Origin of the sequence: Frondihabitans sp. Leaf304 (genome assembly GCF_001423105.1) — a bacterium.
In the GTDB taxonomy this organism is placed as follows: Bacteria; Actinomycetota; Actinomycetes; order Actinomycetales; family Microbacteriaceae; genus Frondihabitans.
In genome coordinates, this window is record NZ_LMNV01000005.1 from 499,202 (window position 1) to 525,486 (window position 26,285).

The window sequence follows — 26,285 nt, forward strand, 5'->3', positions numbered from 1 at the left end:
CGCCGCGATCGTTGAGTTTCCGCGGATCCTTCAGTTTTTGTCGAACGAAGGATCCGACGGGTCAGATCACGCGGACGGCCGCCTGATGGAACACGAGCGCGGCGGCTCCGAGCGCTTCGCCGCGATCGTCCAGCGTCGACGCCACGATTTCGGTCGCGTCCCTGACGAGAGGGAGCACATGCCGTGCGAACGACCGCGACACCGGTTCGAGGAGCAGGTCGCCGAGGGCGGCGAGGGGCCCGCCGATCACGATCACCTCGGGGCTCAGGATGCTGGCGAGGTCGCCGACGACCCGGCCGATGAGCCGCGCGGCATCCTCGATCACGCGGAGCGCCGCCATGTCGCCGGCGAGGACAGCAGCGACGAGCTGCTCGGTCGTCTGGATGGGCGTGACCGTGCTCAGGCGGTCGAGCATGGCCTGGATGGAGGCCTCCGCTTCGAGGCAGCCCCGGTTGCCGCAGCGACAGGCCTGGCCGTCGGGCACGACCTGCACGTGACCGACCTCGCCGGTCACCCCAGTCGCCCCGTTGAACGGCTGACCGTTCAGGATCAATCCGGCACCGATTCCCGAGCCCACCTTGAGGTAGACGAGGTTTCGCGCCCCGCCGTACAGACCCCAGATCGTCTCCGAGACGCTGCCGAGGTTCGCGTCGTTGTCGATCACGACCGGAACGCCGAGGCGGTCTTCCAGCTCGACGACGACGTCGACGAAGGCCCACTCGGCCCACACCGTTCCGATCACCGGCATGAGATCGCGGCGGTCGATCGACCCGGGGATCCCGACTCCCACGCCGCTCAGGGCGTCCCAGGGGATGCCCTTCTCGCTGAGCAGGCGGGTCAAGACGTCTCGGGCCATATCGAAGCCGACGCGGGGGTCGTACTGCTGCGGCAACACGATGTTCTCTTCCGCCGCGATCGTGTAGTCGGGGTAGACGAGCACGACCCGGAGGTGCCGTCGGCCGAAGCCGATGCCGGCCGCGACGGCGCCGTTGTGGGTGAGGAGCTGCACGGAGACGGCGCGACGGCCCGAACTCGTCGTCGGCGTCAGGCTGACGAGGCCGTTCTTGGCCATGAGGCTGACGATGTTCGAGATCGTCGCCGTGGAGAGGCCGGTGCGGCGAGCGAGATCCGCCTGCGTCGAGGCGCCGACACGGACGAGCGCCTCGACGACGCGCTGCTGATTGCGCTTGCGGAGGGAGGTTTGAGAGCCGGGGCTCTGCCCGGTGGGCGCGGACTGGCCCGTCGCGGGTGCCCGTCCCGTCGAGGGGGGCTGTCCCTTCGAGGCTGTTTGGCGGGGGCCCGTCGTTGGACCTTGGAGATGTGACACGGACGAATCATTGCCTCCCAAACGAGTGTCGTCAAGAGTTGAACACAAACCGTGACGCAACGGAAAGAGGCCTGGAGAGACGCCGTCAGCGTCTCACCAGGCCTCGTGGCCGCGCGGAATCAGGCTTCGACGCCCACCCAGTCGCCGGTCGCCAGGTACTGGACCTTCTTGGCGATCGACACGGCATGGTCGGCGAATCGTTCGTGGTACCGGCTGGCGAGCGTGGCGTCGACAGTGTCGGCGGGAGCGCCCTTCCAGGTCTCGCCGAGAACCTTGTCGAACACGCTCAGGTGCAGCTCGTCGATGCGGTCGTCGTCGTTGCGGATCTCTTCGGCCAGGCTGACGTCTTCGGTGGTGAGCAGCTGCGTGAGCTTGCGGGCGATCGCGACGTCGAGCTCACCGAGCTCGGTGAACGTCGGACGAAGGCTCTTCGGCACGACCTTCTCGGGGAACCGGTAGCGGGCGAGCTGAGCGATGTGCTCGGCCATGTCGCCCATGCGCTCGAGAGAGGCCGAGATGCGGAGTGCGCTCACGACGATGCGGAGGTCTCGGGCGACCGGGTTCTGCCGAGCGAGGATGTCGATCGCGAGCTCGTCGAGGCTGATGGCGAGGGCGTCGATGCGGTCGTCGTCGGCGATGACCTGCTCGGCGAGGCCGACGTTGGAGTCGTGGAACGCGCGAGTGGCGTTGTCGATCGACACCGCCACGAGCGACGAGATCTCGACGAGCCGCTCCTGGACCTCCTGGAGCTCCTGCTGGAATACCTCGCGCATAGTCTTGGTCGACCCTTTCGTCGCGGCTCGGCCGCGGTGTCAGTGATGGTGCTGGTACGCGAAACGTCGCCCGCGCAGTCTCGACGAGCCTCTCCCGTCGAGGTTAACGGCGGGTGATGGCCAGGCGAACACTCTCCAACGTACTCGGCACGGATGTGGCTCTGTTCTAGCAGTCCACCAGACGTTCACTAACCTGAGGTTCATGTCCTCCCCCTGGCTGGTGCCGTTGTCTCTGGCATTCGGCATCATCGTCGGAGCGGGCCTCGTCCTGCTCGTGGTGGCTTCCGTTCAGCGGGGCCGTCGAGCCCGGGCGCTGAGCGATGCGTCTCTGCCCGACGGGATCGGCGCGATGCTCGACACCCTCGAGTCGGCCGGGTTCGTCGTCGACCCGTCGAACAACGTGCAGAAGGCCTCGGCGATGGCGATCGCCAACGGTCTGGTGCAGGCGCATCAGGTGGTCCACCCCGAGATCGTCGACCTCATCGAGACGGCGCGCGACGAAGACCACCCGGTCACCCGGCAGCTGCTTCTCGCTCGAAGCCTCCGGCAGGAGACCGACCTGCGGATGCTGGTGCGGGCCTCGCGACTCGGAACGCGATACGTGGTCGTGCTCGCCGAGGATCACACCGAGACGCACCGCCTCGAAGAGGTCCGGCGCGACTTCGTGGCGAACATCAGCCACGAGCTGAAGACGCCCATCGGCGCGGTCGGGCTGCTCGCCGAGGCCATGGAGTCGGCCGCCGACGACCCCGAGCAGGTGCGGCACTTCGCCAAGAGCCTGATGCGCGAATCCCTTCGCCTTGGCCGCCTCACGCAAGACATCATCGAGCTCTCGCGCCTGCAGTCGGCCGACCCGCTGAGCGGACCCGAGCTCGTCGACGTGCGCTCCGTCATCAACGCCGCGGTCGAGCGCAATCGGGTCGAGGCGGAGGCGCGCGGAATCGAGATCATCACGCGCGGCGGCAAGCACGCCAGCATCGTCGGCGACAGCGAGATGCTGGCCGTCGCCGTGCACAATCTCGTCGCCAACGCGGTGCACTACTCGCCCGACGACTCCCGCATCGGCATCGGCGCGAACGTCACCGACCGGGGCATCGTCGAAATCGCGGTCACGGACCAGGGCGATGGCATCGCTGACGGCGAGAAGGAACGCATCTTCGAGCGCTTCTACCGGATCGACCCGGCTCGATCACGGCGCACCGGCGGCACGGGCCTCGGCCTGGCGATCGTCAAGCACATCGTTCAGAATCACGGCGGCGACATTCGACTCTGGTCGCAGCTCGGTTCCGGCTCCACCTTCACGATCCTTCTACCCGAGGCCTCGACGGCCACGGTTCCCGTCCGAGGAGAGAACGAATAATGACCCACATCCTTATCGTCGAAGACGAAGAGTCCCTGTCCGAGCCCCTCGCCTTCATCCTCGAGCGGGAGGGCTACCAGGTCACCGTGGCCGACGACGGGCAGAAGGCCCTGACCGCGTTCGACCGCGAGGGCGCCGACCTCGTGCTCCTCGACCTCATGCTCCCCGGTCTCTCCGGCACGGAGGTCTGCCGTGAGCTGCGCAACCGCTCGCAGGTGCCGATCGTGATGCTGACCGCTAAAGACAGCGAGGTCGACATCGTGGTCGGGCTCGAGCTCGGCGCCGACGACTACGTCACGAAGCCGTACTCGACCCGCGAGCTCCTCGCCCGCATTCGGGCCGTCCTCCGTCGCCGCGTCGACCTGGAGGAGTTCTCCGACTCGCTCCTCACCGCCGGCGCGATCTCGATGGACGTCGAACGGCACGTCGTCACCGTTCGCGGCACCGACATCGCGATGCCGCTGAAGGAGTTCGAGCTCCTCGAACTGCTGATGAGGAACGCGGGTCGCGTTCTCACCCGCGGCCAGCTGATCGACCGGGTCTGGGGCTCCGACTACTTCGGCGACACCAAGACCCTCGACGTGCACATCAAGCGCATCCGCTCGAAGATCGAGGAAGTGCCGTCGGAGCCGGTGGCGCTCGTCACCGTGCGCGGCCTGGGGTATCGCATCGAGGCGTAGCTCCATCGCCCCGCGCGGCGAGGCGTAGCTCCATCGTCCAGGCCGGCCCGGTCCGGCAACTGCACCGAACGTGAACGACGAAGGCCCCGACCATCCGGTCGGGGCCTTCGTGCGAAGCGGGGCCTGTTCTAGCCCGCCGGCGTGGTCTCGGTCTCGGTGGGCTCGGCGCTGCGGGGCTCCGACGTCGCGATCGTGCCGGTCGACGGGCTCGGCGAGGGAAGCAGGGTGGCGTACTGAGAGAGCGAGCCATCGAGCACGGGCACGTTCAGCTTCTTGCCGGTGTCGGTGCCCGACTGGATGAAGACGGTGAGCAACGAGCCCGGCTGCTTGCCAATGCCGTTGAGGATCGTCTGCTTCTGGCCGCCCTGCGTGCCGCGGTCGGTCTCGCCGTTCGCGGCCACGGGAATGACGGCGGTCTCGGTCGACCCGAGCGCCTGGTACTGGAACTTGACGTCGGCGGCGGACGAACCGTTGTTGATGACCACGACGCTGAGGCTCGCTTCGTCGCCGTTCTCGGTGAAGACGATGGCGTTGCGCACCTCGATGTCACCGACGGTCGTGTTGACTCCGTCGCTCGCGTCGTAGACCTCGGTGGTCGTCTGCGGGCTGATGAAGTTGCAGCCCGCGGTGAGGACCATCACGGCTCCGGCAATGACGACGGCTGCCGTGGTGCGTGCTCTCACAGGTTCCTCCAAAAAGGTGACGATTTGCCCTTTCAGCCTAGCCTAGGAGCGTCGGCGAGGTTTCCATGACCGCTCGCCCGCGACCGACCCCGTGGTAATCTGGCGCCCCCAGAAACGGAGCCCCCATGCACTTCGAGGTCGGTGAAACCGTCGTCTATCCGCATCACGGAGCGGCCGAGATCACAGCGGTCAAGACGCGAGTGATCAAGGGCACCGAGAAGCTGTATCTGACTCTCCGGGTCACGCAGGGCGACCTCGTCATCGAGGTGCCGGCCGAGAACGTCGACCTCGTCGGGGTTCGCGACGTCATCGGCAGAGAGGGCGTCGAGCAGGTCTTCGACGTGCTTCGAGAGCCGTTCACCGAAGAGCCCACCAACTGGTCGCGCCGGTACAAGGCGAACGTCGAGAAACTCGCGTCGGGCGATGTCGGCAAAGTGGCCGAGGTCGTGCGCGACCTGTGGCGCCGTGACCACGACAAGGGTCTCTCCGCGGGCGAGAAGAGCCTGCTGGCGAAAGCGCGTCAGGTGCTCGTCTCCGAGCTGGCTCTGGCCGAACGTATCGACGAGACCGCGGCGCAGACGCGGCTCGACGAGGTCCTCGCATCGTAGGCGCGGGTGCAGACCGGCCGAGCCGAGCCGTCATCGTCGTTGCCGCGGGCTCGGGCACGCGACTGGGCGGGGGCCGGCCGAAGGCCTTCGTGGAGGTCGCCGGTCGAACGATTCTCGAGTGGGCGCTGCGCGGGATCCTCGGCTCGTCCGCCCCGTTCCAGATCGTGCTCGTCGTACCCGCCGACCTCGTCGACGAGGCGCGGTCGATCGCTGAGGCGACTGCGGGGCACGTGGCCCACCTCGTGACAGTGACATCAGGATCCAGCACTCGCCAATCCTCCGTCGCCCGGGGGCTTGCCCGGGTCGCTGACACCGCCCGAACCGTGCTCGTGCACGACGCGGCTCGCTGCTTCACGCCCTCCTCCCAGTTCGATCTCGTGGCCTCGGCTGTCGAGTCGCTCGGCCACGGAGTCGTTCCCGGGCTGCCCGTCAGCGACACGATCAAGCGGGTCGACGCGGCGGGCGCGGTCGTCGACACGGTCGACCGGTCGGAGCTCGTCGCGATTCAGACGCCGCAGGGGTTTCCGCGGGCCGAGCTCGACGCCGCGTATGCCGGCGCACTGGCCGGCTCCTCGCCGGTCGATGCCCCGTCCGTCGAAGCAGTGCCCGTTGAAGCAATACCTATTGAATACACCGACGATGCCGCGCTCTTCGCCGCGGCCGGCCACGAGGTGACCGTCGTCGCGGGTGCCGCCGAGGCGTTCAAGGTCACCACGCCATGGGATCTGCAGCGGGCCGAGATGCTCGCGGCCGACCTCGTCGCGCCGAGCGCCCTCGGGCCCACTCGCCCCGCCGACGTGCAACGCGTGGGCATCGGCATCGACGTGCACGGCTTCGACGCCGACCAGCCCCTTCGCCTGGGTGCGCTCGACTGGCCGGGCGAACCCGGTCTCGCCGGCCACAGCGACGGCGACGCGGTCGCTCACGCGATGGTCGACGCGCTGCTGTCCGCCGCCGGGGAGGGCGACATCGGCTCGCGCTTCGGCACCGCCGATCCTCGCTACGCCGGGGCGTCGGGTGTTGTCTTCCTCAAGGGAACGCGCGAGATCCTCGACGCCGTGGGCGCCACCGTCGTGAACGTCGCCGTGCAGGTGATCGGCAATCGCCCCCGCCTCGCGAAACGGCGGGTCGAGATGGAGACGCAACTGACCAGGATCCTGGGCGCTCCCGTCTCGGTCTCGGCCACGACCACCGACGGGCTCGGCTTCACCGGCCGAGGCGAGGGCGTCACCGTGATCGCGACGGCTCTCGTGTCAGTGCGGTCGACCCCTGTGGAGACCCCGGCTGTACCGCCCGCCTAAACTGTGGCGGTGACCATTCGCCTCTACGACTCCCGAACGCAGTCGGTCGTCGACTTCGTCCCGCTCGTCGACGGCAAAGTCGGTCTCTACGTCTGTGGCCCGACGGTGCAGTCGTCGCCGCACATCGGCCACCTTCGCTCCGCGCTGGTCTACGACCTCTGGCGTCGCTGGTTCGCTTACCGCGGCCTCGACGTGACCCTGGTGCGGAACGTCACCGACATCGACGACAAGATCCTCGCCCTCGCGTCCGACACGACCGAGGAGTGGTGGGCACGGGCCTACCGGTACGAGCTCGAATTCACCGCGGGCTACAACGCGCTCGGCATCCTCGCGCCGACCTACGAGCCACGGGCCACCGCGAGTGTGACCGAGATGCAGGCGATCGTCAGCCGGCTCATCGAGCGGGGCCACGCGTACCCGGCCCCCGACGAGTCGGGCGACGTCTACTTCGACACGGCGTCCTGGCCCACGTACGGCGCCCTGACCAACCAGAAGCTCGACGACATGGCCTCGGCCACCGACGCCGACCCGCGCGGCAAGCGCGACCCCCGAGACTTCGCCCTCTGGAAGGGCAGCAAGGCGGGCGAGCCCGAGTCGGCGAGCTGGGTGTCGCCGTGGGGTGCCGGGCGGCCGGGGTGGCACATCGAGTGCTCCGCGATGTCGCGCCGCTACCTCGGGCCCGAGTTCGACATCCACGGTGGCGGGCTCGACCTCCGCTTTCCGCACCACGAGAACGAGCTGGCCCAGTCGACGGCCGCCGGCGACGGCTTCGCGCGGCATTGGCTGCACAACGGGCTCGTCAACGTCGAGGGTCAGAAGATGTCGAAGTCGCTCGGCAACTCCATCTTCGCCTCCGAGTTTCTTGCACTGGCACGCCCCATCGTCGTGCGGTACTTCCTCGGTGCCGCGCACTACCGCTCGACGATCGATTACCACGAGGGTGCGCTCGACGAGGCAGAAGCCGCTCTCGACCGCATCGAGGTGTTCCTCGGCCGCGCCGGTCGTCGCCTGGCCGGCACTCGCTTCGCCGGGGTCGGCGCCCGCGTCGTGCCGGCGGCCTTCGCCGAGGCGATGGACGACGACCTCAACGTGCCGCAGGCGCTCGCCGTGCTGCACGACACGGTGCGCCGGGGCAACGCAGCGCTCGACGACGACGACCTCGACGCGGCCGCGCGTGAGTGGCAGCACGTTCTGGCCATGGTCACCGTGCTCGGCATCGACCCGCTCGCCTCCGAGTGGAGCGGCAGTGGCGACGGCGCCGCCCAGGTCGCGCTCGGCACTCTCGTCGAGAAGCTGATCGAGGCTCGTCAGAGCGCGCGAGCATCCAAAGATTTCACGAACGCCGACCGCATCCGAGCCGACCTGGCCGCTGCGGGCATCACCATCGAAGACAGCCCGACCGGATCGCATTGGAGCCTGGAACAGTGAAGAACACTCAAGGAGAACGAAAGGGTCGCCCCGGGGCGGTCCGCCAGGGCGGTAAGGGCAAGCAGGTCGGTTCGGGAGGGCAGGGTCGTCAGGCCCTCGAGGGTAAGAAGCCCACGCCCCGCGCCGAGGATCGTCCGTACCACCCCGCTGGCAAGCGGAAGGCTGCCCAGGATCGACTCGTCGCCGCCAAGGGTCGCGCCGGAAGCTCGGCCGAGCGCCCCATCCGCACCGCCCGCACGGCTCCCGATCGCACAGCACCGCCCCGCGGCAAGAAGCAGGCCGACGACAACGAGATCGTGACCGGCCGCAACTCGGTGCTCGAGGCTCTCCGCGCCCGGATCCCCGCCACCACGCTCTACATCGCCGCCCGTCTCGAGATGGACGACCGCGTCAAAGAGGTTTTGACCCTCGCAACTCGCCGCGGGATCCCCGTCCTCGAGGTCATGCGCCCCGAGCTCGACCGCCTCACCGGCCCCGACTCGGTGCACCAGGGGCTCGCGCTCAAGGTGCCGCCGTATGAGTACGCGCACCCGATGGAGCTCCTCGACCAGGCTGAGCGCCGTGGTCAGAAGCCGCTGTTCGTCGCGCTCGACGGCATCACCGACCCTCGCAACCTCGGGGCGATCATCCGCTCCGTCGCCGCGTTCGGCGGCCAGGCCGTCATCGTCCCGCAGCGTCGCAGCGTCGGCGTGACCGCGTCGGCGTGGAAGACCTCCGCCGGTGCCGCGTCGCGCGTGCCGGTCGCGATGGCCGCCAACCTCACCCAGACGCTCAAGGCCTTCAAAGACCGCGGCGTCTTCGTGCTCGGCCTCGACGGCGGCGGCGATGTGCAGCTGCCGGGGCTCGACCTCGCCGACCAGCCGCTCGTGATCGTCGTCGGCAGCGAGGGCAAGGGTCTCTCGCGCATTGTCACCGAGACCTGCGACGCGATCGTGTCGGTGCCGATCACGGCCTCGACCGAGAGCCTCAACGCCGGTATCGCCGCGAGCGTGACGCTGTACGAGATCTCGAAGCTGCGCGCCGAGCGCAAGAACCAGAAGTAGCCCCGCCGCGCGCCTGCACCCGCTCGAGCGGCACAGGCCCGCACGACTGGCACAGACCCGCACGATCGGCACAGACCCTCGCCCTAGGAGAGGTGTCTAAGCCGACCGTGTGGGTCTAGTCGTCGGTGAAGCAGTGCTTCACACCTTCGAGCGCCAGTCCTCGTCCTCGTCTTCGTCGGCCTGGATGGCCACGGGCAGAGTGATCGCTCCGGTCGGCGGCGCGATGACCATCTGCTCGTCGCGACGGTGCCGCAGCACCTCGTTGATGTACGACGTCAGCGCCTCGGCGATGGGCACGTCGCGGTTTTCCGCCTGCGATTGATACCAGCGGTGCTCCAGCAGCTGGTGGAAGACCTCGGCGGGCTCGAGCCGGCCGCGCAGGTCGCGGGGGATCGAGCGAATCACGGGCTCGAACACGCGGGCCGCCCACTCGTGCGCGACCATCTCTTCGTCGAGCTCCGAGCGGTCGTTCTTCGACCGGTAGGCGTCGAGGTCGTTGAGCAGCCGGCGAGCCTGGTTCTCTTGGGCGTCGAGCCCCGTGAGTCGCAGGAGCCGCCGCGAGTGGTGGCCGGCGTCGACGACCTTGGGCTGGATCTTGACCTGTGTTCCGCCCTCGGTCGTCTTGATCGCGAGTTCTTCGATGTCGAAGCCGAGGTCGTTGAGGCGTTCGACGCGGTCGTTGATGCGCCAGCGTTCCGAATCGGAGAAGGTCTCGGTGCCCGTCAACTCTTTCCAGAGGCTGCGGTACTTCGCGACGATCCCGGCCGAGACCTCGACGGCATCGAGGTCTTCGTCGAGGCGGTCTCCAGCCTCGAGGTCGAGGAGCTCGCCGGCGATGTTGACGCGGGCCACTTCGAGGTCGTTCTCCCGCTGGCCGTTCGAGAGGCCGCCCGGGTAGAGCTTGCCGGTCTCAGCATCGACGAGGTAGGCGGCGAAGGCGCCGGCGTCTCGCCGGAACAGTGTGTTCGACAGTGAGACGTCACCCCAGTAGAAGCCGATGATGTGCAGGCGCACGAGCAGTAGAGCCAGCGCGTCGACGAGCCGCGCGGCGGTGTCGGGTCGCAGTCGCTGCGAGTAGAGGGCGCGGTACGGCAGTGAGAACTTGAGGTGGCGCGTGACCAGCACCGGGTTCAGCTCGTTGCCGTCGTCGTCGTGGCGGTTCGTGATGACGGCGAGCGGGTCGACGCAGGGGATGTCCATCCGCTGCAGTGTTCGCAGCATCTCGTATTCGCCCCGGGCCATCTCGCCCGACGTCTCTTTGATGGCGATGACGTAGCCGCTGAGGTAGGCGAACCGCACCAGGTGCCGCGAGATCCCCTTCGGCAGCGTGGCGATCGAGTCTTCGGGCCACACGTCGAGGGGCAGGTTCCACGGCAGGTCGAGCAGGGCGGGGTCGGCCGTCGCCGAGGTGATGTTGAGGGAGGTCACGGGTTTCCGTTCGGAGGGGAGCGCAGGATCCGGGCAGTCGTCAGACGAGAACAGCCCGCCCGGCCCCTCGATCGTGATCGGGGTGGCACGGGCGGGCCGTCTCTGGGGTGTGACTAAGCAGACACCACGGCCTTGTCGCCGAGGCGGAGGCCCGACTCGGTGTCGAAGACGTGCAGGTGGTGCGCCTGCGGCGTGATGAACACGGTGTCTCCGGCGGAGGCGTGCGTACGGCCGTCGACGCGGGCGACGATGTCGGCGCGCTGGCCGTTGACGTCGGCGTGACCGTAGAGGTAGCCGTCGGCGCCGAGCTCCTCGACGACGTCGACTGCGACCTTGAGGCCCTCGCCCGAGGTGCTGACGACGACGTCTTCGGGGCGAACTCCGACGGTGACGCTCTTCGAGGTGGCCTGCGAGAGGATGTCGCGCTCGATCGAGGCGACGCTCGACCCGAACTGCACTCCGCCGTCGACGACGTCGGCGGGGAGGAGGTTCATGGCGGGCGAGCCGATGAAACCGGCCACGAACACGTTGTCGGGCTTCTCGTACAGGTCGCGGGGGGTTCCGACCTGCTGCAGCACGCCGTCTTTCAGCACGGCGATGCGGTCGCCCATGGTGAGCGCCTCGGTTTGGTCGTGCGTGACGTAGACCGTGGTGACGCCGAGACGGCGCTGGAGCGAGGCGATCTGCGTGCGGGTCTGGACGCGGAGCTTGGCGTCGAGGTTCGACAGCGGCTCGTCCATGAGGAACACCTGGGGCTGGCGGACGATCGCACGGCCCATGGCGACGCGCTGACGCTGACCACCCGAGAGGGCCTTCGGCTTGCGGCTGAGGTAGGGCTCGAGGTCGAGCAGCTTGGCGGCTTCGAGCACGCGGGTGGCGCGCTCTTCTTTGCCGACGCCGGCGATCTTGAGCGCGAAGCCCATGTTCTCGGCGACTGTCATGTGCGGGTAGAGCGCGTAGTTCTGGAACACCATCGCGATGTCGCGGTCTTTCGGCGGAACGTCGGTGACGTTGCGGTCGCCGATGAGGATGTCGCCCGAGTTGACCTCTTCGAGGCCGGCGAGCATGCGCAGGGTGGTCGACTTACCGCAGCCGGAAGGGCCGACCAGCACGAGGAATTCGCCGTCGGCGACCTCGAGGTCGATGCCGTCGACCGCGGGGCGGGTCGAACCGGGGTAGAGACGGGTTGCCTTGCTGAACGTCACAGACGCCATGATGTTTCTCCTTCACCGGCAGGTACGTGCCGGACGATCCGTAGTGAATGGATGACAGTCAGTCGAGGCGATCCTCGCTGACGGCCTCGCTCATTATGGCATTCCGAACCGTCCAGTACACCCCCCGCTTGGGGGTAGAACAATTCGAGGGCATCCACCCGCGTGGACTTTGGTCCGGAAAAGCTTCTACGCTGGTCCGAGATCATGACTGACAACGAACCGGGCCAGACGCCGGAAAACCGCCGGGGCGAGAGTTCTTCCGCCCGAAATCATCGACGGACGGCGGCTCGCCAGAAGGCGCAGCTCGCCCGTCGCAAGCAGAAGGCGCGGGCTCGTCGTGGGCGGTGGGCGATCATCGCCGGAGTGGCCGTTGTCATCATCGCTCTCGTGGTCGGTGCCACCATCGCGATCCGCGGTTCGGTTCCCGAGGCCGGAAAGACCCCGGCGAACATGGTCGGCGACGGGATCCTGATCGGCAAGGGCTTCAAGGCCGTATCCGGCGAGGCGACTCCCCAGTCGTCCTCTTCCGCCTCTTCTGCTCCGCAGTCGTCGTCGTCCGCAACCTCGACGTCGACTCCCACGTCGACCGCTCCTGCCGCCGATACCGTCACCATCTCGATCTATCTCGACTATCTCTGCCCCGTGTGCGGCGAGTTCGAGAAGGCGAACAACGACTACATCAAGGGCCTGGTCGAATCGGGCGCGGCGACGGTCGAATATCACCCGATCGCCATCCTGACGAACATGTCGCTGGGGTCGAAGTACTCCCAGCGCGCCGCCGCTGCGGCAGCCTGCGTCGCCAACTACTCGCCCGACGCCTACTTCGACTTCAATACGGCCATGTTCGACCGGCAACCCGACGAGCAGACCACGGGGCTCTCGAACGCCCAGCTGATCTCGTTGATCAAGGGCGTCAGCGGAATCACGAATACGAGCCAGATCTCGAAGTGCGTGAACGATCAGACGTACGCCTCTTGGGCTGTCTCAGCCACCCAGCGGGCGCTCGCCGGGCCGCTCGACGGCACCGCCGTACCGAAGATCACGTCGACGCCGACGGTGCTCGTCAACGGGCAGCAATATCAGAACATCTCGCCCTTCACCCCCGAAGACTTCAGCAACTTCGTGGTGACCGCGGCGGGCAACAGCTACACCGACACGGCCACTTCGTCGCCGTCGCCCACACCCTCGCCCACTCCCACGAAGACCTCCACACCCACGAAGAAGAAGTAGCGCTCAGACGGTCGGAAGCCGGTGCAGCTCCACGTCGCGGATCACCCCGGCGTCGAGCACGAGTGTGAGATAGGTGCGGTGGGGCTCGCGGCGGCGGTCGGTCGGCGATCCCGGGTTCAGGATCCGCAGCCCGCCGTCCGAGGTCGAATCCCACGGAATGTGGCTGTGCCCGAAGATCACGAGGTCGGCGTCTCCGAACTGGGCGTCGAGTCGCGTCTCGCGTCCGGCCTTGCTCCCCGTCTCGTGCACGACGGCGAGGCGGACTCCCTCGATCTCGGTGCGCGCCACGAGCGGCAGGCGGTCGTCGAACTCGGGCCCGTCGTTATTGCCGCGGACCGCGATCAGGGTGGACGCGCGATCCTCGAATTCGTCCAGTAGAGGTAGGCGGTTCCAGTCGCCCGCGTGCACCACGACGTCGGCGCGGTCGATCTCGGCCCAGACCTCGTCGGGAAGCGCTTTCGCCCGCTGGGGCACATGGGTATCCGAAACAAGAATGAGACGCGTTGGCACGCGCCCAGAATACGGCCGACGGGTACGGTGGTGTGACCGACGACGAAAGCAGAAGACCAGTGGGCCTTTTCCGCCGCAAGACCTCATCGCCAGCCATGACGGAGGCTCCCGACAAAGTGCGGGCCCTCACCTGGTCGGCGCAGAGGAACATCTGGTCTGACGCTTTCGGGCGGCTCGCGACCCGGTGCCTCCAGATCATCCTCGTCATCATCGTGGCCACCGGCCTCGTCTTCGCGATGACCCAGTTGAGCCTGGTCGTCATCCCGGTCGTACTCGCCCTCATTGTCGCCTCGGCGATCTACCCGCTGCTTGAGCTGATGAGGCGGCACGGCGTCCCGTCGATCCTCGCGACCTGGATCGCGCTGGTCGCCATCATCGTCATTCTCGGCCTCGTGGTGTGGCTCATCGTCAACGCCGTTCAGAACCAGGTCGACGACCTCGCCAAGCAGGCGACCGCCGGTATTCGGCAGCTACAGGACTTCGCCAAAGACGGTCCCTTCCACATCACCGACGACCAGATCCAGAAGGGGCTCGACTCGGCCGTCGACTTCGTGCAGAGCGCCTCGTTCGCGAGCGGCGCGTTCGCCGGCGTCTCGGCCGCGGGCAGCTTCGTCACCGGCCTAGCCCTCTTCGTGGTTGTGCTGTTCTTTTTCATGAAAGACGGCCCCAAGATCTGGGCCTTCATCGAACGCCCCTTCACCGGCGAGCAGTTCGAGCGCGCCCAGCGCATCGGCGAGAAGACGGTGTCGACGTTCGGCGGGTACATCCGCGGCACGGCGACCGTGGCCCTCGTCGACTCCGTCGGCATCGGCATCGGGCTCTTCGCCCTCGGGGTGCCTCTCGCGCTTCCGCTCTCGGTGATCGTGTTTCTCTCGGCCTTCGTGCCTCTGGTCGGAGCGACGGTCGCCGGGATCCTTGCCGCCCTGGTCGCTCTCGTGGCGAGTGGGTTGGGGCCCGCCATTGGCGTTGTCATCATCGTGATCGTGGTCAACCAGCTCGAGGGGAACTTCTTGCAGCCGGTCGTCATGGCGCGCTCCCTGTCACTGCACCCGCTGGTCGTGCTCATCGCGCTGACCGCCGGCACCATCGTCGGCGGCATCATCGGCGCCGTCCTCGCCGTGCCTATCGCTGCGGTCGCCTGGGGCATCGTCACGATCTGGAACGGCCCCGACCGGCCCGCCGAGTTCGCCCGGCAGAAGCGGCTTGAGCCGAAGATGTAGCTCGCACCGAGCACGAAAGAACCCCCGGCCGATCGGCCGGGGGTTCTTTCGTTGGGGTTCTGCGAACTAGATCGTGGCGGTGTCGATCACGAAGCGGTAGCGCACCTTTGAGGCGACGACGCGCTCGTAGGCCTCGTCGATCGTGGTCGTGTCGGAGGCGTCGAGCACCTCGATCTCGGCGCCGATGTGGTGCTCGGCGCAGAAGTCGAGCATCTCCTGGGTCTCGCGGATGCCGCCGATGTTCGACCCGGCGAGGCTGCGACGGCCCATGATCAGCGATCCGGCGCCGAACGACTGCGGGTTCTCGGGCAGGCCGACGAACACCATGGTGCCGTTGAGGCGGAGGGTGCGAGCGTAGGCGTCGATGTCCATGTCGGCCGAGATCGTGTTGATGATCAGGTCGAACGACGAGCGCAGGTCGGTGAAGGTCGACGGGTCGCTCGAGGCGTAGTAGTGGTCTGCGCCGAGCTTGAGGCCGTCTTCCTGCTTCGAGAGCGTCTGGCTGATGACGGTGACCTCGGCGCCCAGGGCGTGAGCGATCTTGACGGCCATGTGGCCGAGCCCGCCCATTCCGACGACGGCGACCTTCTTGCCGGGGCCGGCGCCCCAGTGCTTCAGCGGCGAGTAGGTGGTGATGCCGGCGCAGAGCAGGGGAGCGGCCTCGTCGAGCGAGATGCCCTCGGGAATGGAGAGAACGTAGTTCTCGTCGGCGACGATCTGCTTGCTGTATCCGCCGTAGGTGTCTTCACCCGAGTACTGGCGGCCGTTGTAGGTGGGCACGTTGCCCTTGACGCAGAACTGCTCTTCACCGGCGAGGCAGTTCTCGCACTCGCGGCAGGAGTCCACGAAGCAGCCGATGCCGACGCGGTCGCCGACCTTGTGCTTGGTGACGGCGTCGCCGACGGAGGTGACGATTCCGGCGATCTCGTGGCCGGGAACCATGGGGAAGATGGCCTTGCCCCATTCCTCGCGCGCCTGGTGGATGTCGGAGTGGCAGATGCCGGCGAAGGCGATGTCGATCTGGACGTCGTTCGGGCCGACGTCGCGAAGCTGGATGGTGGAACGCTCGAACGGGGCGCCCGCAGTGGGCGTGACGAGAGCGGAAACGGTGGTGGACAAAGAAAGTACCTCCGGGCAGACGAAACGGCCGGACGAAGAACCGCCGGCCGTCATTGGTGTTGCTTAAGCCTAGACCCGCGCCCGTCGTCTGTTCTCAGTGAGCGGAATCAGCCGAGCAGATGCACCTGGTGCACGAGCGCCGCCGCACCGATGAGCGGGCTTTCGTCGGAGAGGCCCGACTTGACCACCCGGATCCTCGTCGCGTACGAGTTGTACGCCGCCTCGTCGATCACCGCGCGCACCAGGTCGAGGTAGTCCGGGCTGACCCGCGAGAATCCGCCGCCGATGGCGACGACGTCGAGGTCGAGCAGGGTCGTGACCGCCGTGATCGCCTCACCGAGGGCTGTCGCCGATCGGCGCACCGCCGACACCGCGATCGCATCGCCCGCGGCATAGCCGACCGCGAGATCTTCGCCGCGCTCGCCGGTGAAGCCCTGCTCCTGCGCCCAGCGGACGGTGTGAGGCCCGGAGGCGAGCACCTCGAGCGTCACCGACTCGCTGGTCTCGCCGGGCGTCCGGGTGGCGATCTGCACCTGGCCGATGTGGCCGGCGTTGCCCGTGCCGCCCGACAGCAGACGGCCGTTCACGATCAGGCCGCCGCCGACCCCGGTCGAGACGGTGATGGCGAGAGCGTTGTCGACGCCCTGGGTCGCGCCGACCCAGTGCTCCGCAAGGGCGAGGCTCACGCCATCGAGCCGCAGCGTGATCGGCACGTCATCGCCGAGCGACGAGGCGACGAGGCCCGCGACGAGCTCGCGAATCGGAAACTCGCGCCAGGCGGGCAGGTTGATGGGCGAGACGGTGCCGTGGGGCAGGTCGACCGGGCCGGCGCTGCCGATCCCGATGCCGAGCACTTTCGCGTCTGCCGGGAGTTCGGCGAGGGCGTGCGCGACGACCTCGGAGACGGCGGTCGCGAGATCTTCCGAGGTCGACCCGTGGCCGGTCGGTCGCCTGTCGCGACTTCCGGGCAGCAGGACGCCCTCGGAATCGACCAGCGCGGACTCGACCTTGGTGCCGCCGATGTCGACGGCCAGCGCAAATTCACTCACGGCGTCATGCTAGCGGCGGGTCAGGCCTCCTCGGCAGCCGCCCGCTTCGCAGCCTTGTCGGCGTTCTGCTGTTTCACACGGATCTCTTCGTCACGCACGAGGGCCAGGTTGTAGCGCTCGGAGGAGAGCCACGGCGGCATCTCGACGAGCAGGGCCTGGATCTCGTCGGAGGTCAGGGCGTCGTCGATGCCCGCACGGGCGAGGCCCGAGATCGTGATGCCGAGCTTGCGCGCCACCTCGGGGCGGGGGTGCGGGCCGTTCTGCCGGAGGTCGACCAGCCACTCGGGCGGGTTCGACTGCAGCTCGACCAGCTGCTCCCGGGTCACCGGGTTGTCTTGGAACTCCTGGGGGGTCGCCGGCAGGTAGATGCCGAGCTTCTTCGCGGCCGTGAAGGCCTTCATGTTCTGGTCGGGGCGCGACTTCTTGGTCTGACGCGTGTCGGGGGCGTCCGGCTGATCGCTGATCTCGTTGCTCATGTGCGTAAGGCTAGCCGTCCGGCATCGATCCCCGGGTGTCGGCTACTCTCGGGCCTGTGACCTCCCTCCGTATCGCGTTCGTGCCCGGCGTCACCCTGGGCAAGTGGACCCGCATCTGGGAGGAGCGCTTTCCCGACGATCCGCTGACGTTGATCCCGTCAGAAACCGAGGATCCGACTGCTCACCTTCGCGACGACACCGCCGACATGGTCTTCGCTCGCCTTCCGGTCGAGGCTGACGGCCTGCATACGATTCCGCTCTACGACGAGACCCCCTACGTCGTACTTCCGAAAGAGCACGCGCTCGCCGATGGCGCGAGCGTCTCGCTCGACGAGCTTGAGGGCCAAACGCGCTTCGACCTCGATCCGGCCCTCGATCTCGCCGGTGCGGTCGAGGTCGTGGCGACGGGCGCCGGTGTCGCCGTGATGCCCCAGTCGCTCGCGCGTCTCCACTCCCGGAAGGGCGTGGTCGGCCGTCGAGTCGTCGGCCTCCCCGAGACCACCATCGCTCTCCTCTGGCCGGTCGGCGATCAGACCGACGAGGTCGAGGCGTTCATCGGCATCGTCCGGGGCCGCACGGCCAACAGTTCGCGCGACCAGGAGCAGGCGCCGGCCCAGCGCCCGACCGCCAAGGCGAAGGCGAAAGCGGCGGAGGCCGCGAAGGCCGCGCGAGATGCGAAGGCCGCGAGGACCAAGGGCGCCAAAGGCATCGTCCGGCAGCCCCGCCGTGCCGCTCCCGGCCGCACCCGCGGCAAGCGCAACTAGGTCTCCCCTCTACTCCCGGGCGGTGAGTGTCCAGCATCTGCTGATGTCGAGGCCGTCGGACTAGCCGATCGTGGACGATCACCTCACCTGATCGCCAGTGGGAAGATGACGGCATGACACCGTCGTCGCAGCAAGTCCAGTCGTCGCAGCCCAAGGCCGCCCTCCTCACGGGTGTCGGCCGTCGCGAGGGGATCGCCGCCGCCATCGCGCTGGCGCTCGCCGCGGACGGCTGGGATCTCGCGCTCGTGACCTGGACGCCGTACGACCGGCGCATGACGTGGGGGGAGCGGCCGGACGACCTCGCGCGTCTGGTCGATGACGTCGAAGCCCTCGGCCGGCGCGTGGTCGTACTGGAAGCCGATCTGTCGGATCCTGACGTCGCCCTCCAGCTCGTCACCAGGGCAGCCGACGCACTCGGCCCGGTGTCGGGCCTCGTGCTCTCGCACTCCGAAAGCGTCGACTCCGGCATTCTCGACACGACGGTCGAGGCGTTCGACCGGCACTACGACGTCAACGTCCGCGCCGCCTGGTTGCTGATCAAGGGTCTCGCCGAGCAGATTCCCGAGAGTGGTGGCCGCATCGTCGCGCTGACGAGCGACCACGTCGTCGACAACATGCCGTACGGCTCGAGCAAGGGTGCCCTCGACCGGATTGTGATAGCGGCCGCCCGAGAGCTCGGCCACCTCGGCATCTCGTCGAACGCCCTTAACCCGGGCCCGGTCGACACCGGCTGGATGAGCGACGAGGTCCGCGAGACCCTGACGGCCATGCAGCCGACGGGGCGGCTCGGCCTCCCCGGTGATGTCGCCAACATCGTGCGATTTCTGCTGGGTCCGGAGGGCGGCTGGGTGTCTGGCCAGCTGATCGTGAGCAACGGCGGTTTCAACGTCTGAGGGGTACCGTCGAAGCCCCGACGAAGGAGCAGTCATGGCATTTAGCAAGGGCGACAAGATCACCTGGAACACCCCGCAGGGCGAGACCCACGGCGAGGTGGTCGACAAGCGCGTTAAAGAGTTCGAGTTCGACGGCCAGAAGTTCAAGGCCTCCTCCGACGAGCCGTACTACATCGTGAAGTCCGAGAAGTCGGGCTCCGAGGCCGCCCACAAAGAATCGGCGCTCACGAAGAAGTAGGTCGGTCGAGGTCGCGGACCCTCCGGCTCGCGGCGACCAGTCCGGCGGCGACCAGCACAAGCGCACCGAGAGCGCTCAGCGTCAGGGGAGCGCCGAACCGGTCGACGGCCGGCCCCACCGCCAGTTCGCCGAGCGGCATGCCGGCGAGTGAGGCAAGGGTCAGGCCGGCGTAGACCCGGGCCAGGTAGCTCCGCGGCACCTGCAGCTGAATCGTTACGTCGAGCGGGATCGTGAAGATCTCGAGGCCGACACTCGCGGCGAAGAGCGCCACGCTCAGCCAGAAGAACCAGTGCAACGGGTCGATCACCATCGGTCGCACGCTCAGGATCAGCGCGAGCACCCCGAGCGGCAGCGCCATCGCGGCGATCCCGACCGTCGCCGTGGCCAGTCGGAGCCGCCCACGGAGGCGCCCCGCCACAATCGCCCCGACGATCAGCCCCAGTGTCTGCACGGCCCCGGCGAAGCCCCACAGCGTCCGGCCGAACGAGTCGTCGGCCGCGAACGGACCGATCACCTGCACGCCGCCGGCGAAGGCGAACTGGGCGACGAACGACAGCGCGAGAGTGGCGCGGAGCCACGGCGACCTGGCGACGAACCGGATTCCCGCTCCGAGGTCGGCGGCGAACGAGCCACCGCGCACCGAGCCGATCGTGTCGCGGGGCAGGCCCGCGAAAGCCGCTATCGCGGCGGTGAACACCAAGGATCCGACGGCGAGCGCGATCTCCGGAGAGAACGCTCCGACCACACCCCCTCCGAGTGCGGTGCCTCCGACGAGCCCGAGGTTCATGCCCACCCGGTTCAGCACGGTCGCGTCCCTGACGTCGTCTTCGGGCACCGTGTCTCTCAGCACCGCGTTCGTCGCCGGGGCGAAGAACGCCGATCCGGCGCCGCCGAGTGCCGCGGCCGCCGCGACGAGAGGAAGCGTCGCCGTCCCGGTGGCGAGGAGGAGGGCCACGGTGGCGAGCGACGCCGCCGAGAGAACCGACGCCGCCACCGCGACCGACCATTTCGGAAGGCGGTCGGCGAGGGAGCCGCCGAAGAGCACCAGGGCGACGTTCGGCACGGATCTGCTGGCGATGACGAGCCCGAGCCCGGTGGGGCCGGCACCGAGGTCGATGGCAGCGAAGACGAGCGCGACCGGTCCGAGCCCGGCTCCCACCCACGAGAGCAGCCGACCGAGCCAGAGTGCCCGGAACGCCGGGACGCGGAGCAACGACCAGTTCATGGTCGGAGAGGCCGGAAGCACCTCGCCGGGTCGGTCCCGAGGCTCACGGGCCGAGCCTACTCACGCAAGCCCCCGAGGCGCGCCGCTGTCCCGTATCGTCGGGGTCGTGACCTCCGAGACGACGACCGGCCGGCGTGGCAGCTACGCCAAGGGGGTCGCCAAGCGCGAGGCTATTCTCGACGCAGCTCTTCCCGTGTTCGGCCAGAGCGGTTTCCACGGGGCCTCCCTTCGAGAGATCGCGCGCCAGTGCGGCGTCTCCCATCAGTCGCTCCAGCATTATTTCGCGACCAAGGAAGACCTGCTCCTCGCCGTGCTCCGACGCCGCGACGAACGGCTGCGGAGACACTTCGACGATGCGTCCGGTATGAGGCTCGGCGAACTCCTCGATCTCGCGGAGTACAACGTCGAGGTTCCCGGCGTGATCCAGCTCTTCAACACGGCCTCCGCCGAGTCGACCAGCCCCGAGCATCCGGCGCACGACTACTACGCCGACTTCTACGAGCAGATCGTCGAGTCGACGAGCCGGTATCTCGCGGTCGCCGAGCGCCGTGGTCTCCTGGCACCCGGATTCACCGCCGAGACGGCCGCCCGGGTGGTTCTCGCCGTGCAGGACGGCCTGCAGTTGCAGTGGCTCTACGACCGCGATGCCGTCCGGGTGGCCGAGGCGATGCGGCTCGTGATCGCCACGATCGTGACGGTGCCGCTCGCAGAACTGGACGAGCTCAGCGAGAGCTAGATCGCGCCCGGCAGAAGTCGGCGGGTGTTCTTGAGAGTGGGCGGGTGCTGCAGCACCCGCCCACCCCTAACGACACCCGCCGACTCGGCCCGACGGTCTGCACGTGCCCGCCCGTGAGCACGCCAGCAGCGACTTTGTAAACAGCACGTTTCGACCCTTGCGACGCCCCGATCGCGCGACCTATTCTTGCCGCGTGGCAAACATTGACTCGGCCGAGCGCCCTGCACCTGCAAACGCACCGGCAAACGCACCCACCTCCACCGTCAGCGCAGCTATCCCGCCCGAGCTCGGCGCCGAAGCCGTCGCTCTCGCCCACCGCTGGGTTCACGAGTCGAGCAGCGCACCCGGCACCAAATCGGCCGAGCTTCTCGCCGAGGTCCTCAAAGACGAGTCCGGCCTGGCCTTCACGATCGGCTTCGTCGACCGGGTCGTCCGCCCCGAAGACCTCTCGGTGGCCGCGCGAAACCTCAAGGCGCTCGCCGCGGGCGTCCCGGCGTTCCTGCCCTGGTACATGCGTGCGGCCGTGCGCGTCGGCGGCGCCCTCGCTCCGACCTTTCCGAAGATCGTCGTTCCGGTCGCCCGTCGCGTCCTCCGCTCGATGGTCGGCCACCTCATCGCCGACTCGCGGCCCGTCCAGCTCGGACGAGCGATCGCCGCTCTCAAGAAAGACGGCACCCGCCTCAACCTCAACCTCCTCGGCGAGGCCGTCCTCGGCGACGGCGAGGCGGACCACCGCCTGGCCGGCACGCGCGCCCTGCTCGAGCGGCCCGACGTCGACTACGTGTCGATCAAGGTCTCCTCGATCGTCAGTCAGCTCTCGATGTGGGCCTTCGACGAGACCGTCGAGCGCGTCGTCACCAAGCTCACTCCGCTGTACGAGATCGCGGCGACGTCACCGACACCCAAATTCATCAACCTCGACATGGAGGAGTACCGCGACCTCGACCTCACCCTCGCCGTCTTCATGCGCGTGCTCGATCAACCGCAGTTGACTGGGCTCGAGGCCGGAATCGTGCTGCAGACCTACCTGCCCGATGCGCTCGGGGCGATGCAGCGCCTGAGCGAGTGGGCCACCCGTCGTGTTGACGCCGGTGGCGCCGCGGTCAAGGTCCGCGTGGTCAAGGGTGCGAACCTCGCGATGGAGCACGTCGACTCGGCCGTCCACGACTGGCCCCTCGCGACCTACGACACCAAGCAAGACAGCGACACCAACTACAAGCGAGTTCTCTCCTGGGCGATGACGCCCGAGCGCACTCGCGCCATCCGACTCGGAGTCGCCGGCCACAACCTCTTCGACATCGCCTTCGCCCACCTCCTGTCGAAGCAGCGCGGGGTCGAGGGCCGCGTCGAGTTCGAGATGCTGCTCGGAATGGCCGAGGGGCAGGCGGAGCTCATCAAGCAGGATGTCGGCGGGCTTCTGCTCTACACACCCGTCGTCCACCCGCGCGAGTTCGATGTCGCGATCAGCTACCTGATCCGCCGTCTCGAAGAGAACGCGTCGCACGACAACTTCATGTCGGCCGTCTTCGAGCTCGCGACCAGCGACGTCCTTTTCGACCGCGAGAAGCAGCGCTTCCTGTCGTCGCTGGCCGAGGTGACGCCCGAGACTCCCGCGGCGCATCGTGTGCAGTCCAGGCCGACCGACGTGCTGGCACCCCGCACCGACGGATTCGAGAACGAACCCGATACCGACCCGGCGCTGGCTGACAACCGAGACTGGGGGCGCAGGATCCTGCAGTCCGTCCCCGACTCCACCCTCGGAGTGGCAACCATCACCGCTGCCGGGGTCACCGACTCCGCCGTGCTCGAGGGCATCGTGCAGTCCGCGGTCGCCGCCGCCCCCTCGTGGGCAGCACTCGGCGGAGCCGGGCGCGCGGCCGTGCTCCGCAGTGCCGCCGTCGAGTTGGGCCGACGCCGGGCGCAGTTCATCGAGGTGGCTGCCTCCGAGACCGGCAAGACCATAGCCGAGGGCGACGTCGAGGTCTCCGAGGCCATCGACTTCGCGAACTACTACGCCTCGCTCGCCGAGGAGCTCGACGCCGTCGACGGCGCGGTCTACACGGCGCCCACCCTCGTCGTCGTCACTCCGCCGTGGAACTTCCCGGTTGCGATCCCGACCGGTTCGACCGTCGCGGGCCTCGCCGCCGGAGCCTCCGTGATCCTCAAGCCGGCCGGGCAGGCAAAGCGGTGCGGCGCCGTGCTCGCCGAAGCCCTCTGGGCGGCGGGTGTGCCGAGCGAGGTGCTCCGACTCGTCGACGTCGAGGAGGGCGAGCTGGGTCGCCAGCTCGTCTCGCACCCTGCCGTCGACCGCGTGATCCTCACCGGCGCCTTCGAGACCGCCGAGCTCTTCCGCTCGTGGCGCGAAGACCTGCCCCTTCTCGCCGAGACCAGCGGCAAGAACGCGATCATCGTCACGCCGAGTGCCGACCTCGATCTCGCCGCCTCTGACGTCATCAAGTCGGCCTTCGGTCACGCCGGGCAGAAGTGCTCTGCCGCTAGCCTCGTCATCCTCGTGGGCTCGGTCGGCTCCTCGGAGCGCTTCCGCCGCCAGCTCGTCGATGCCGCGTCCAGCATGCGCGTCGGACTGCCCTCCGACCCCACCACGCAGATGGGCCCGATCATCGAGCCCGCCGCCGGCAAGCTCCTCGGTGCGCTCACGACGCTCGCGCCGGGGGAGTCCTGGCTCGTCGAGCCGAAACGCCTCGACGACACGGGGCGTCTCTGGTCGCCGGGCATCCGCGCCGGAGTCGCGCCCGGCAGCCACTTCCATCGCACGGAGTTCTTCGGCCCGGTCCTCGGCATCATGACGGCCCGCACCCTCGACGAGGCGATCGAGCTGCAGAACGCGACCGACTTCGGGCTCACCGCGGGTCTGCACACCCTTGACCGCACCGAGCTGGGCACCTGGCTCGACCGGGTCGAGGCGGGCAACCTCTACGTCAACCGGGGGATCACCGGAGCGATCGTCCGCCGTCAGCCGTTCGGCGGCTGGAAGCGCTCTGCGGTCGGAGCCGGTGGCAAAGCCGGGGGCCCGAACTATCTCGTGCACCTGGGATCCTGGGCTCCGTCCCCGCTTGCCGAGCAGCCGGCGACGCCCCTCGCGGCCCCGGTCGAGCGATTCGTCGAAGCGGTCGAGAAGGCCGAAGGATCCCACGGGTCACTTCGGGCCGCGGCTTCAGCCGATGAGCGCGCCTGGTCGGCCACCTTCGGCGCGGCCGTCGACGTCTCGCAGGTGGGCCTCGAGCGCAACGTCTTCCGCTATCGCCCGCTGCCGGTCGTGGTGCGCCTCGCCGAGGGCGGCTCAGTGCGCGATCTGGCGAGGGTCGTCGCTGCCGGGCTTCGCGCGGGCTCGGCGATGACCATCAGCTCGGCGCTTCCGCTTCCGCCTGCCGCGGTCACCGCGCTCGGCACGGTCTCGTTCGTCCGTGCCACCGACGCGGCGTTCCACGACACGGCCGCACGGGGCGAGCTCGGCGCCGCCCGTGTCCGCCTCATCGGCCCGGCCGACGCATCGGGGCGTCTCGCAGTCGCTCTGCACGGCGACCCGGCAGTCGCGGTCTTCGCCCAGCCCGTCACTTCATCCGCTCGTCTCGAGCTGCTGCCGTTCCTTCGCGAGCAGGCTGTGACGATCACGGCCCACCGCTTCGGCAACCCCGACGCCTGGAGCGACGGCGTCATCTGATCGATGGCCCAGGCCCGGAGCGGGGCGAGCAAGTAGGCTCGCCCCGTGAAGATCGCACGTTTTGCCAGCCCAGGAGAAGACCCTCGATTCGGCGTCGTCGACGGTGAAGACCTCGTCGTCCTCGCCGGAGACCCGATGTACGCGGGGTACGAGACCACGGGGGAGCGCGTTCCGCTCCGCACGACGAAGATCCTCGCGCCGGTGATCCCGCGCTCCAAGGTGGTGGGCATCGGCCTGAACTACTACGACCACGCCGACGAGATGGGTCAAGAGGCGCCGGAGTTCCCGATCGTTTTCCTCAAGCCGAACACGACGGTGGTCGGCCCAGGCGATCCCATTCAGATCCCGCCCGTCGAGGGGGAGATCCACCTCGAGGGCGAGCTCGCCATCGTCATCGGTGCCATCGCCAAGCGCGTGAAGGCCGAAGACTATGCCGACGTCGTCTTCGGCTACACGATCGCCAACGATGTCACCGCCCGCGGGGTGCAAGAGACCGACGGCCAGTGGACTCGCGCCAAGAGCTACGACACGTTCTGCCCGATCGGCCCGTACATCGAGACGGAGCTCGACTGGACCGACCTCAAAATCCAGTCGCGCGTCGACGGCGAAGTTTTGCAGCGCGAGACCACGCAGCAGATGATTCACAAGATCCCCGAGCTCATCGCCTACGTCAGCGACATCTTCACGCTGCTTCCGGGCGACATCATCCTCACCGGAACCCCGGCCGGAGTCGGCCCGTTCACCGAGGGGCAGACCGTCGAGATCAGCATCGAAGGCCTCGGCTCGCTGATCAATCCGGCCAAGGCTCGGGCCTAATCGCCTCACAAGCCCGAGAAACCAAGGATCCGACGGGGTGCGTCATCCGCGACACGCCCGGGATGCGCGTGAGATTTGGCCCCTCGGCCATCCACACGTATTGTTTTCTCTTGTCAGGCCAAAGGAACGAAACGGGCCGGGAGCGAAAGCCTCGGTACGGACTTCCTCAAGTGCTGGCATCCTCCCCCCAAATTGATTCGTTCAGAATCTGGCTCGCTTGCGAGTCCGCAGGGATGTGGTTAGGATTGCAAAGCTCCATCCGGCAAGCATCGCTTGCAAGCGCTTCCTAGCGAAGCGAAGTCTAATCAACCGGGTTATAAACACGGTTTGACAGGGCCCGAACGGACGGATAAGGTTTCAAAGTTGCCTCCGACGAGGTTCGAACAGTACTGACTGAGGTCAGGTTCGGGCGGGATTGGGGTGCGTTTGGTCCTTGAGAACTCAACAGCGTGCACATTGTCAAATGCCAAATTATACCTCGG

Annotated in this window: 24 protein-coding genes; 14 read left to right on the forward strand and 10 right to left on the reverse strand. The window is 68.0% G+C overall.

Going from position 1 to position 26,285, the window contains the following annotated elements; all coding sequences use genetic code 11:
* Nucleotides 1-61: 61 nt before the first annotated feature.
* Nucleotides 62-1,327: an ROK family transcriptional regulator gene (locus ASF54_RS15850; protein WP_084816353.1), complete on the reverse strand. Its 1,266-nt coding sequence runs from the start codon at nt 1,325-1,327 to the stop codon at nt 62-64.
* A gap of 119 nt (nt 1,328-1,446) precedes the next feature.
* Nucleotides 1,447-2,100: a phosphate signaling complex protein PhoU gene (gene phoU / locus ASF54_RS15855; protein ID WP_055965290.1), complete on the reverse strand. Its 654-nt coding sequence runs from the start codon at nt 2,098-2,100 to the stop codon at nt 1,447-1,449.
* 202 nt (nt 2,101-2,302) lie between these two features.
* On the opposite strand from phoU, the gene ASF54_RS15860 reads away from it, so the two are divergent.
* Both ASF54_RS15860 and ASF54_RS15865 read left to right on the forward strand, forming a co-directional pair.
* Nucleotides 2,303-3,460, forward strand: coding sequence for a sensor histidine kinase (locus ASF54_RS15860; RefSeq protein ID WP_055965293.1), 1,158 nt, complete (start codon nt 2,303-2,305; stop codon nt 3,458-3,460).
* Nucleotides 3,460-4,140 carry a response regulator transcription factor gene (locus tag ASF54_RS15865; RefSeq protein WP_055965295.1) on the forward strand — a complete coding sequence of 227 codons (681 nt, stop codon included), beginning with the start codon at nt 3,460-3,462 and terminating at the stop codon, nt 4,138-4,140. Before ASF54_RS15860 ends, ASF54_RS15865 begins: the two co-directional genes overlap by 1 nt.
* A 128-nt stretch (nt 4,141-4,268) precedes the next feature.
* Here the strand turns inward: ASF54_RS15865 and ASF54_RS15870 are convergent, their stop codons facing one another.
* On the reverse strand, nt 4,269-4,823 hold the full coding sequence (locus ASF54_RS15870; protein WP_055965298.1) for a hypothetical protein: 555 nt from the start codon (nt 4,821-4,823) through the stop codon (nt 4,269-4,271).
* A gap of 125 nt (nt 4,824-4,948) precedes the next feature.
* Between ASF54_RS15870 and ASF54_RS15875 the strand changes: the two genes are divergently transcribed.
* The 4 genes from ASF54_RS15875 to rlmB are packed head-to-tail and all read left to right on the forward strand — an operon-like array spanning nt 4,949 to nt 9,203.
* Nucleotides 4,949-5,431, forward strand: a complete 483-nt coding sequence (locus tag ASF54_RS15875; RefSeq protein WP_055965300.1) for a CarD family transcriptional regulator — start codon at nt 4,949-4,951, stop codon at nt 5,429-5,431.
* On the forward strand, nt 5,425-6,732 hold the full coding sequence (gene ispD / locus ASF54_RS15880) for a 2-C-methyl-D-erythritol 4-phosphate cytidylyltransferase (RefSeq protein ID WP_055965303.1): 1,308 nt from the start codon (nt 5,425-5,427) through the stop codon (nt 6,730-6,732). Before ASF54_RS15875 ends, ispD begins: the two co-directional genes overlap by 7 nt.
* 9 nt (nt 6,733-6,741) lie before the next feature.
* Entirely contained in the window at nt 6,742-8,160 is a 1,419-nt protein-coding gene (gene cysS / locus ASF54_RS15885; protein ID WP_055965306.1) for a cysteine--tRNA ligase, read from the forward strand.
* Nucleotides 8,157-9,203 (forward strand): 23S rRNA (guanosine(2251)-2'-O)-methyltransferase RlmB, encoded by a 1,047-nt coding sequence (rlmB, locus tag ASF54_RS15890; RefSeq protein WP_055965310.1) that lies wholly within the window; start codon nt 8,157-8,159, stop codon nt 9,201-9,203. Before cysS ends, rlmB begins: the two co-directional genes overlap by 4 nt.
* Nucleotides 9,204-9,341: 138 nt before the next feature.
* Here the strand turns inward: rlmB and ASF54_RS15895 are convergent, their stop codons facing one another.
* Entirely contained in the window at nt 9,342-10,631 is a 1,290-nt protein-coding gene (locus ASF54_RS15895) for a DUF4032 domain-containing protein (RefSeq protein ID WP_055965313.1), read from the reverse strand.
* 113 nt (nt 10,632-10,744) lie between these two features.
* Nucleotides 10,745-11,845: an ABC transporter ATP-binding protein gene (locus ASF54_RS15900; protein ID WP_055965316.1), complete on the reverse strand. Its 1,101-nt coding sequence runs from the start codon at nt 11,843-11,845 to the stop codon at nt 10,745-10,747.
* 204 nt (nt 11,846-12,049) lie between these two features.
* Here ASF54_RS15900 and ASF54_RS15905 point away from each other — a divergent pair, with 204 nt between their 5' ends.
* A complete protein-coding gene (locus ASF54_RS15905) occupies nt 12,050-13,075 on the forward strand; it encodes a DsbA family protein (RefSeq protein ID WP_157510231.1) in 1,026 nt (341 codons plus the stop codon).
* 3 nt (nt 13,076-13,078) lie between these two features.
* Here the strand turns inward: ASF54_RS15905 and ASF54_RS15910 are convergent, their stop codons facing one another.
* The gene (locus ASF54_RS15910; RefSeq protein ID WP_055965322.1) at nt 13,079-13,585 is read right to left on the reverse strand and encodes a metallophosphoesterase family protein; all 507 of its coding nucleotides are present in this window, start codon (nt 13,583-13,585) and stop codon (nt 13,079-13,081) included.
* 59 nt (nt 13,586-13,644) lie between these two features.
* Between ASF54_RS15910 and ASF54_RS15915 the strand changes: the two genes are divergently transcribed.
* Complete coding sequence (locus tag ASF54_RS15915; RefSeq protein ID WP_055965325.1) at nt 13,645-14,805, forward strand: AI-2E family transporter; 1,161 nt, start codon at nt 13,645-13,647, stop codon at nt 14,803-14,805.
* Nucleotides 14,806-14,871: 66 nt separating this feature from the next.
* Here ASF54_RS15915 and ASF54_RS15920 read toward each other — a convergent pair whose 3' ends face one another.
* The 3 genes from ASF54_RS15920 to ASF54_RS15930 all read right to left on the reverse strand — a co-directional run bounded on the left by ASF54_RS15920 (nt 14,872) and on the right by ASF54_RS15930 (nt 17,374).
* Complete coding sequence (locus ASF54_RS15920) at nt 14,872-15,924, reverse strand: NAD(P)-dependent alcohol dehydrogenase (RefSeq protein WP_055965327.1); 1,053 nt, start codon at nt 15,922-15,924, stop codon at nt 14,872-14,874.
* A 107-nt stretch (nt 15,925-16,031) separates the two neighbouring features.
* Nucleotides 16,032-16,973 (reverse strand): ROK family protein, encoded by a 942-nt coding sequence (locus tag ASF54_RS15925; protein WP_055965330.1) that lies wholly within the window; start codon nt 16,971-16,973, stop codon nt 16,032-16,034.
* 20 nt (nt 16,974-16,993) lie between these two features.
* Nucleotides 16,994-17,374, reverse strand: a complete 381-nt coding sequence (locus ASF54_RS15930) for a DUF5997 family protein (RefSeq protein WP_055965508.1) — start codon at nt 17,372-17,374, stop codon at nt 16,994-16,996.
* Between the two features lie 131 nt (nt 17,375-17,505).
* On the opposite strand from ASF54_RS15930, the gene ASF54_RS15935 reads away from it, so the two are divergent.
* The 3 genes from ASF54_RS15935 to ASF54_RS15945 all read left to right on the forward strand — a co-directional run bounded on the left by ASF54_RS15935 (nt 17,506) and on the right by ASF54_RS15945 (nt 19,344).
* Nucleotides 17,506-18,213 carry a LysR family substrate-binding domain-containing protein gene (locus ASF54_RS15935; RefSeq protein WP_055965331.1) on the forward strand — a complete coding sequence of 236 codons (708 nt, stop codon included), beginning with the start codon at nt 17,506-17,508 and terminating at the stop codon, nt 18,211-18,213.
* 113 nt (nt 18,214-18,326) lie between these two features.
* Nucleotides 18,327-19,106 (forward strand): SDR family oxidoreductase, encoded by a 780-nt coding sequence (locus ASF54_RS15940; RefSeq protein ID WP_055965333.1) that lies wholly within the window; start codon nt 18,327-18,329, stop codon nt 19,104-19,106.
* A 34-nt stretch (nt 19,107-19,140) separates the two neighbouring features.
* Nucleotides 19,141-19,344, forward strand: coding sequence for a DUF2945 domain-containing protein (locus tag ASF54_RS15945; RefSeq protein WP_055965335.1), 204 nt, complete (start codon nt 19,141-19,143; stop codon nt 19,342-19,344).
* On the opposite strand, the gene ASF54_RS15950 is transcribed toward ASF54_RS15945, so the two are convergent.
* On the reverse strand, nt 19,331-20,569 hold the full coding sequence (locus ASF54_RS15950; protein ID WP_055965338.1) for an MFS transporter: 1,239 nt from the start codon (nt 20,567-20,569) through the stop codon (nt 19,331-19,333). The genes ASF54_RS15945 and ASF54_RS15950 overlap by 14 nt on opposite strands.
* Before the next feature lie 106 nt (nt 20,570-20,675).
* Here ASF54_RS15950 and ASF54_RS15955 point away from each other — a divergent pair, with 106 nt between their 5' ends.
* The 3 genes from ASF54_RS15955 to ASF54_RS15965 all read left to right on the forward strand — a co-directional run bounded on the left by ASF54_RS15955 (nt 20,676) and on the right by ASF54_RS15965 (nt 25,803).
* Complete coding sequence (locus ASF54_RS15955) at nt 20,676-21,305, forward strand: TetR/AcrR family transcriptional regulator (protein ID WP_055965344.1); 630 nt, start codon at nt 20,676-20,678, stop codon at nt 21,303-21,305.
* Nucleotides 21,306-21,498: 193 nt separating this feature from the next.
* Nucleotides 21,499-24,987, forward strand: a complete 3,489-nt coding sequence (locus ASF54_RS15960; protein ID WP_442855791.1) for a proline dehydrogenase family protein — start codon at nt 21,499-21,501, stop codon at nt 24,985-24,987.
* 45 nt (nt 24,988-25,032) lie between these two features.
* The gene (locus tag ASF54_RS15965) at nt 25,033-25,803 is read left to right on the forward strand and encodes a fumarylacetoacetate hydrolase family protein (RefSeq protein ID WP_055965347.1); all 771 of its coding nucleotides are present in this window, start codon (nt 25,033-25,035) and stop codon (nt 25,801-25,803) included.
* Nucleotides 25,804-26,285 lie beyond the last annotated feature (482 nt).

Coding starts and splice junctions, on each gene's coding strand:
- ASF54_RS15950 (WP_055965338.1), bottom strand. CDS start 20,569: ATGAACTGGTCGTTGCTCCGCGTCCCGGCGTTCCGGGCACTCTGGCTC.
- ASF54_RS15900 (WP_055965316.1), bottom strand. CDS start 11,845: ATGGCGTCTGTGACGTTCAGCAAGGCAACCCGTCTCTACCCCGGTTCG.
- ASF54_RS15945 (WP_055965335.1), top strand. CDS start 19,141: ATGGCATTTAGCAAGGGCGACAAGATCACCTGGAACACCCCGCAGGGC.
- ASF54_RS15905 (WP_157510231.1), top strand. CDS start 12,050: ATGACTGACAACGAACCGGGCCAGACGCCGGAAAACCGCCGGGGCGAG.
- ASF54_RS15860 (WP_055965293.1), top strand. CDS start 2,303: ATGTCCTCCCCCTGGCTGGTGCCGTTGTCTCTGGCATTCGGCATCATC.
- ASF54_RS15865 (WP_055965295.1), top strand. CDS start 3,460: ATGACCCACATCCTTATCGTCGAAGACGAAGAGTCCCTGTCCGAGCCC.
- ASF54_RS15940 (WP_055965333.1), top strand. CDS start 18,327: ATGACACCGTCGTCGCAGCAAGTCCAGTCGTCGCAGCCCAAGGCCGCC.
- ASF54_RS15875 (WP_055965300.1), top strand. CDS start 4,949: ATGCACTTCGAGGTCGGTGAAACCGTCGTCTATCCGCATCACGGAGCG.
- ASF54_RS15930 (WP_055965508.1), bottom strand. CDS start 17,374: ATGAAGGCCTTCACGGCCGCGAAGAAGCTCGGCATCTACCTGCCGGCG.
- phoU (WP_055965290.1), bottom strand. CDS start 2,100: ATGCGCGAGGTATTCCAGCAGGAGCTCCAGGAGGTCCAGGAGCGGCTC.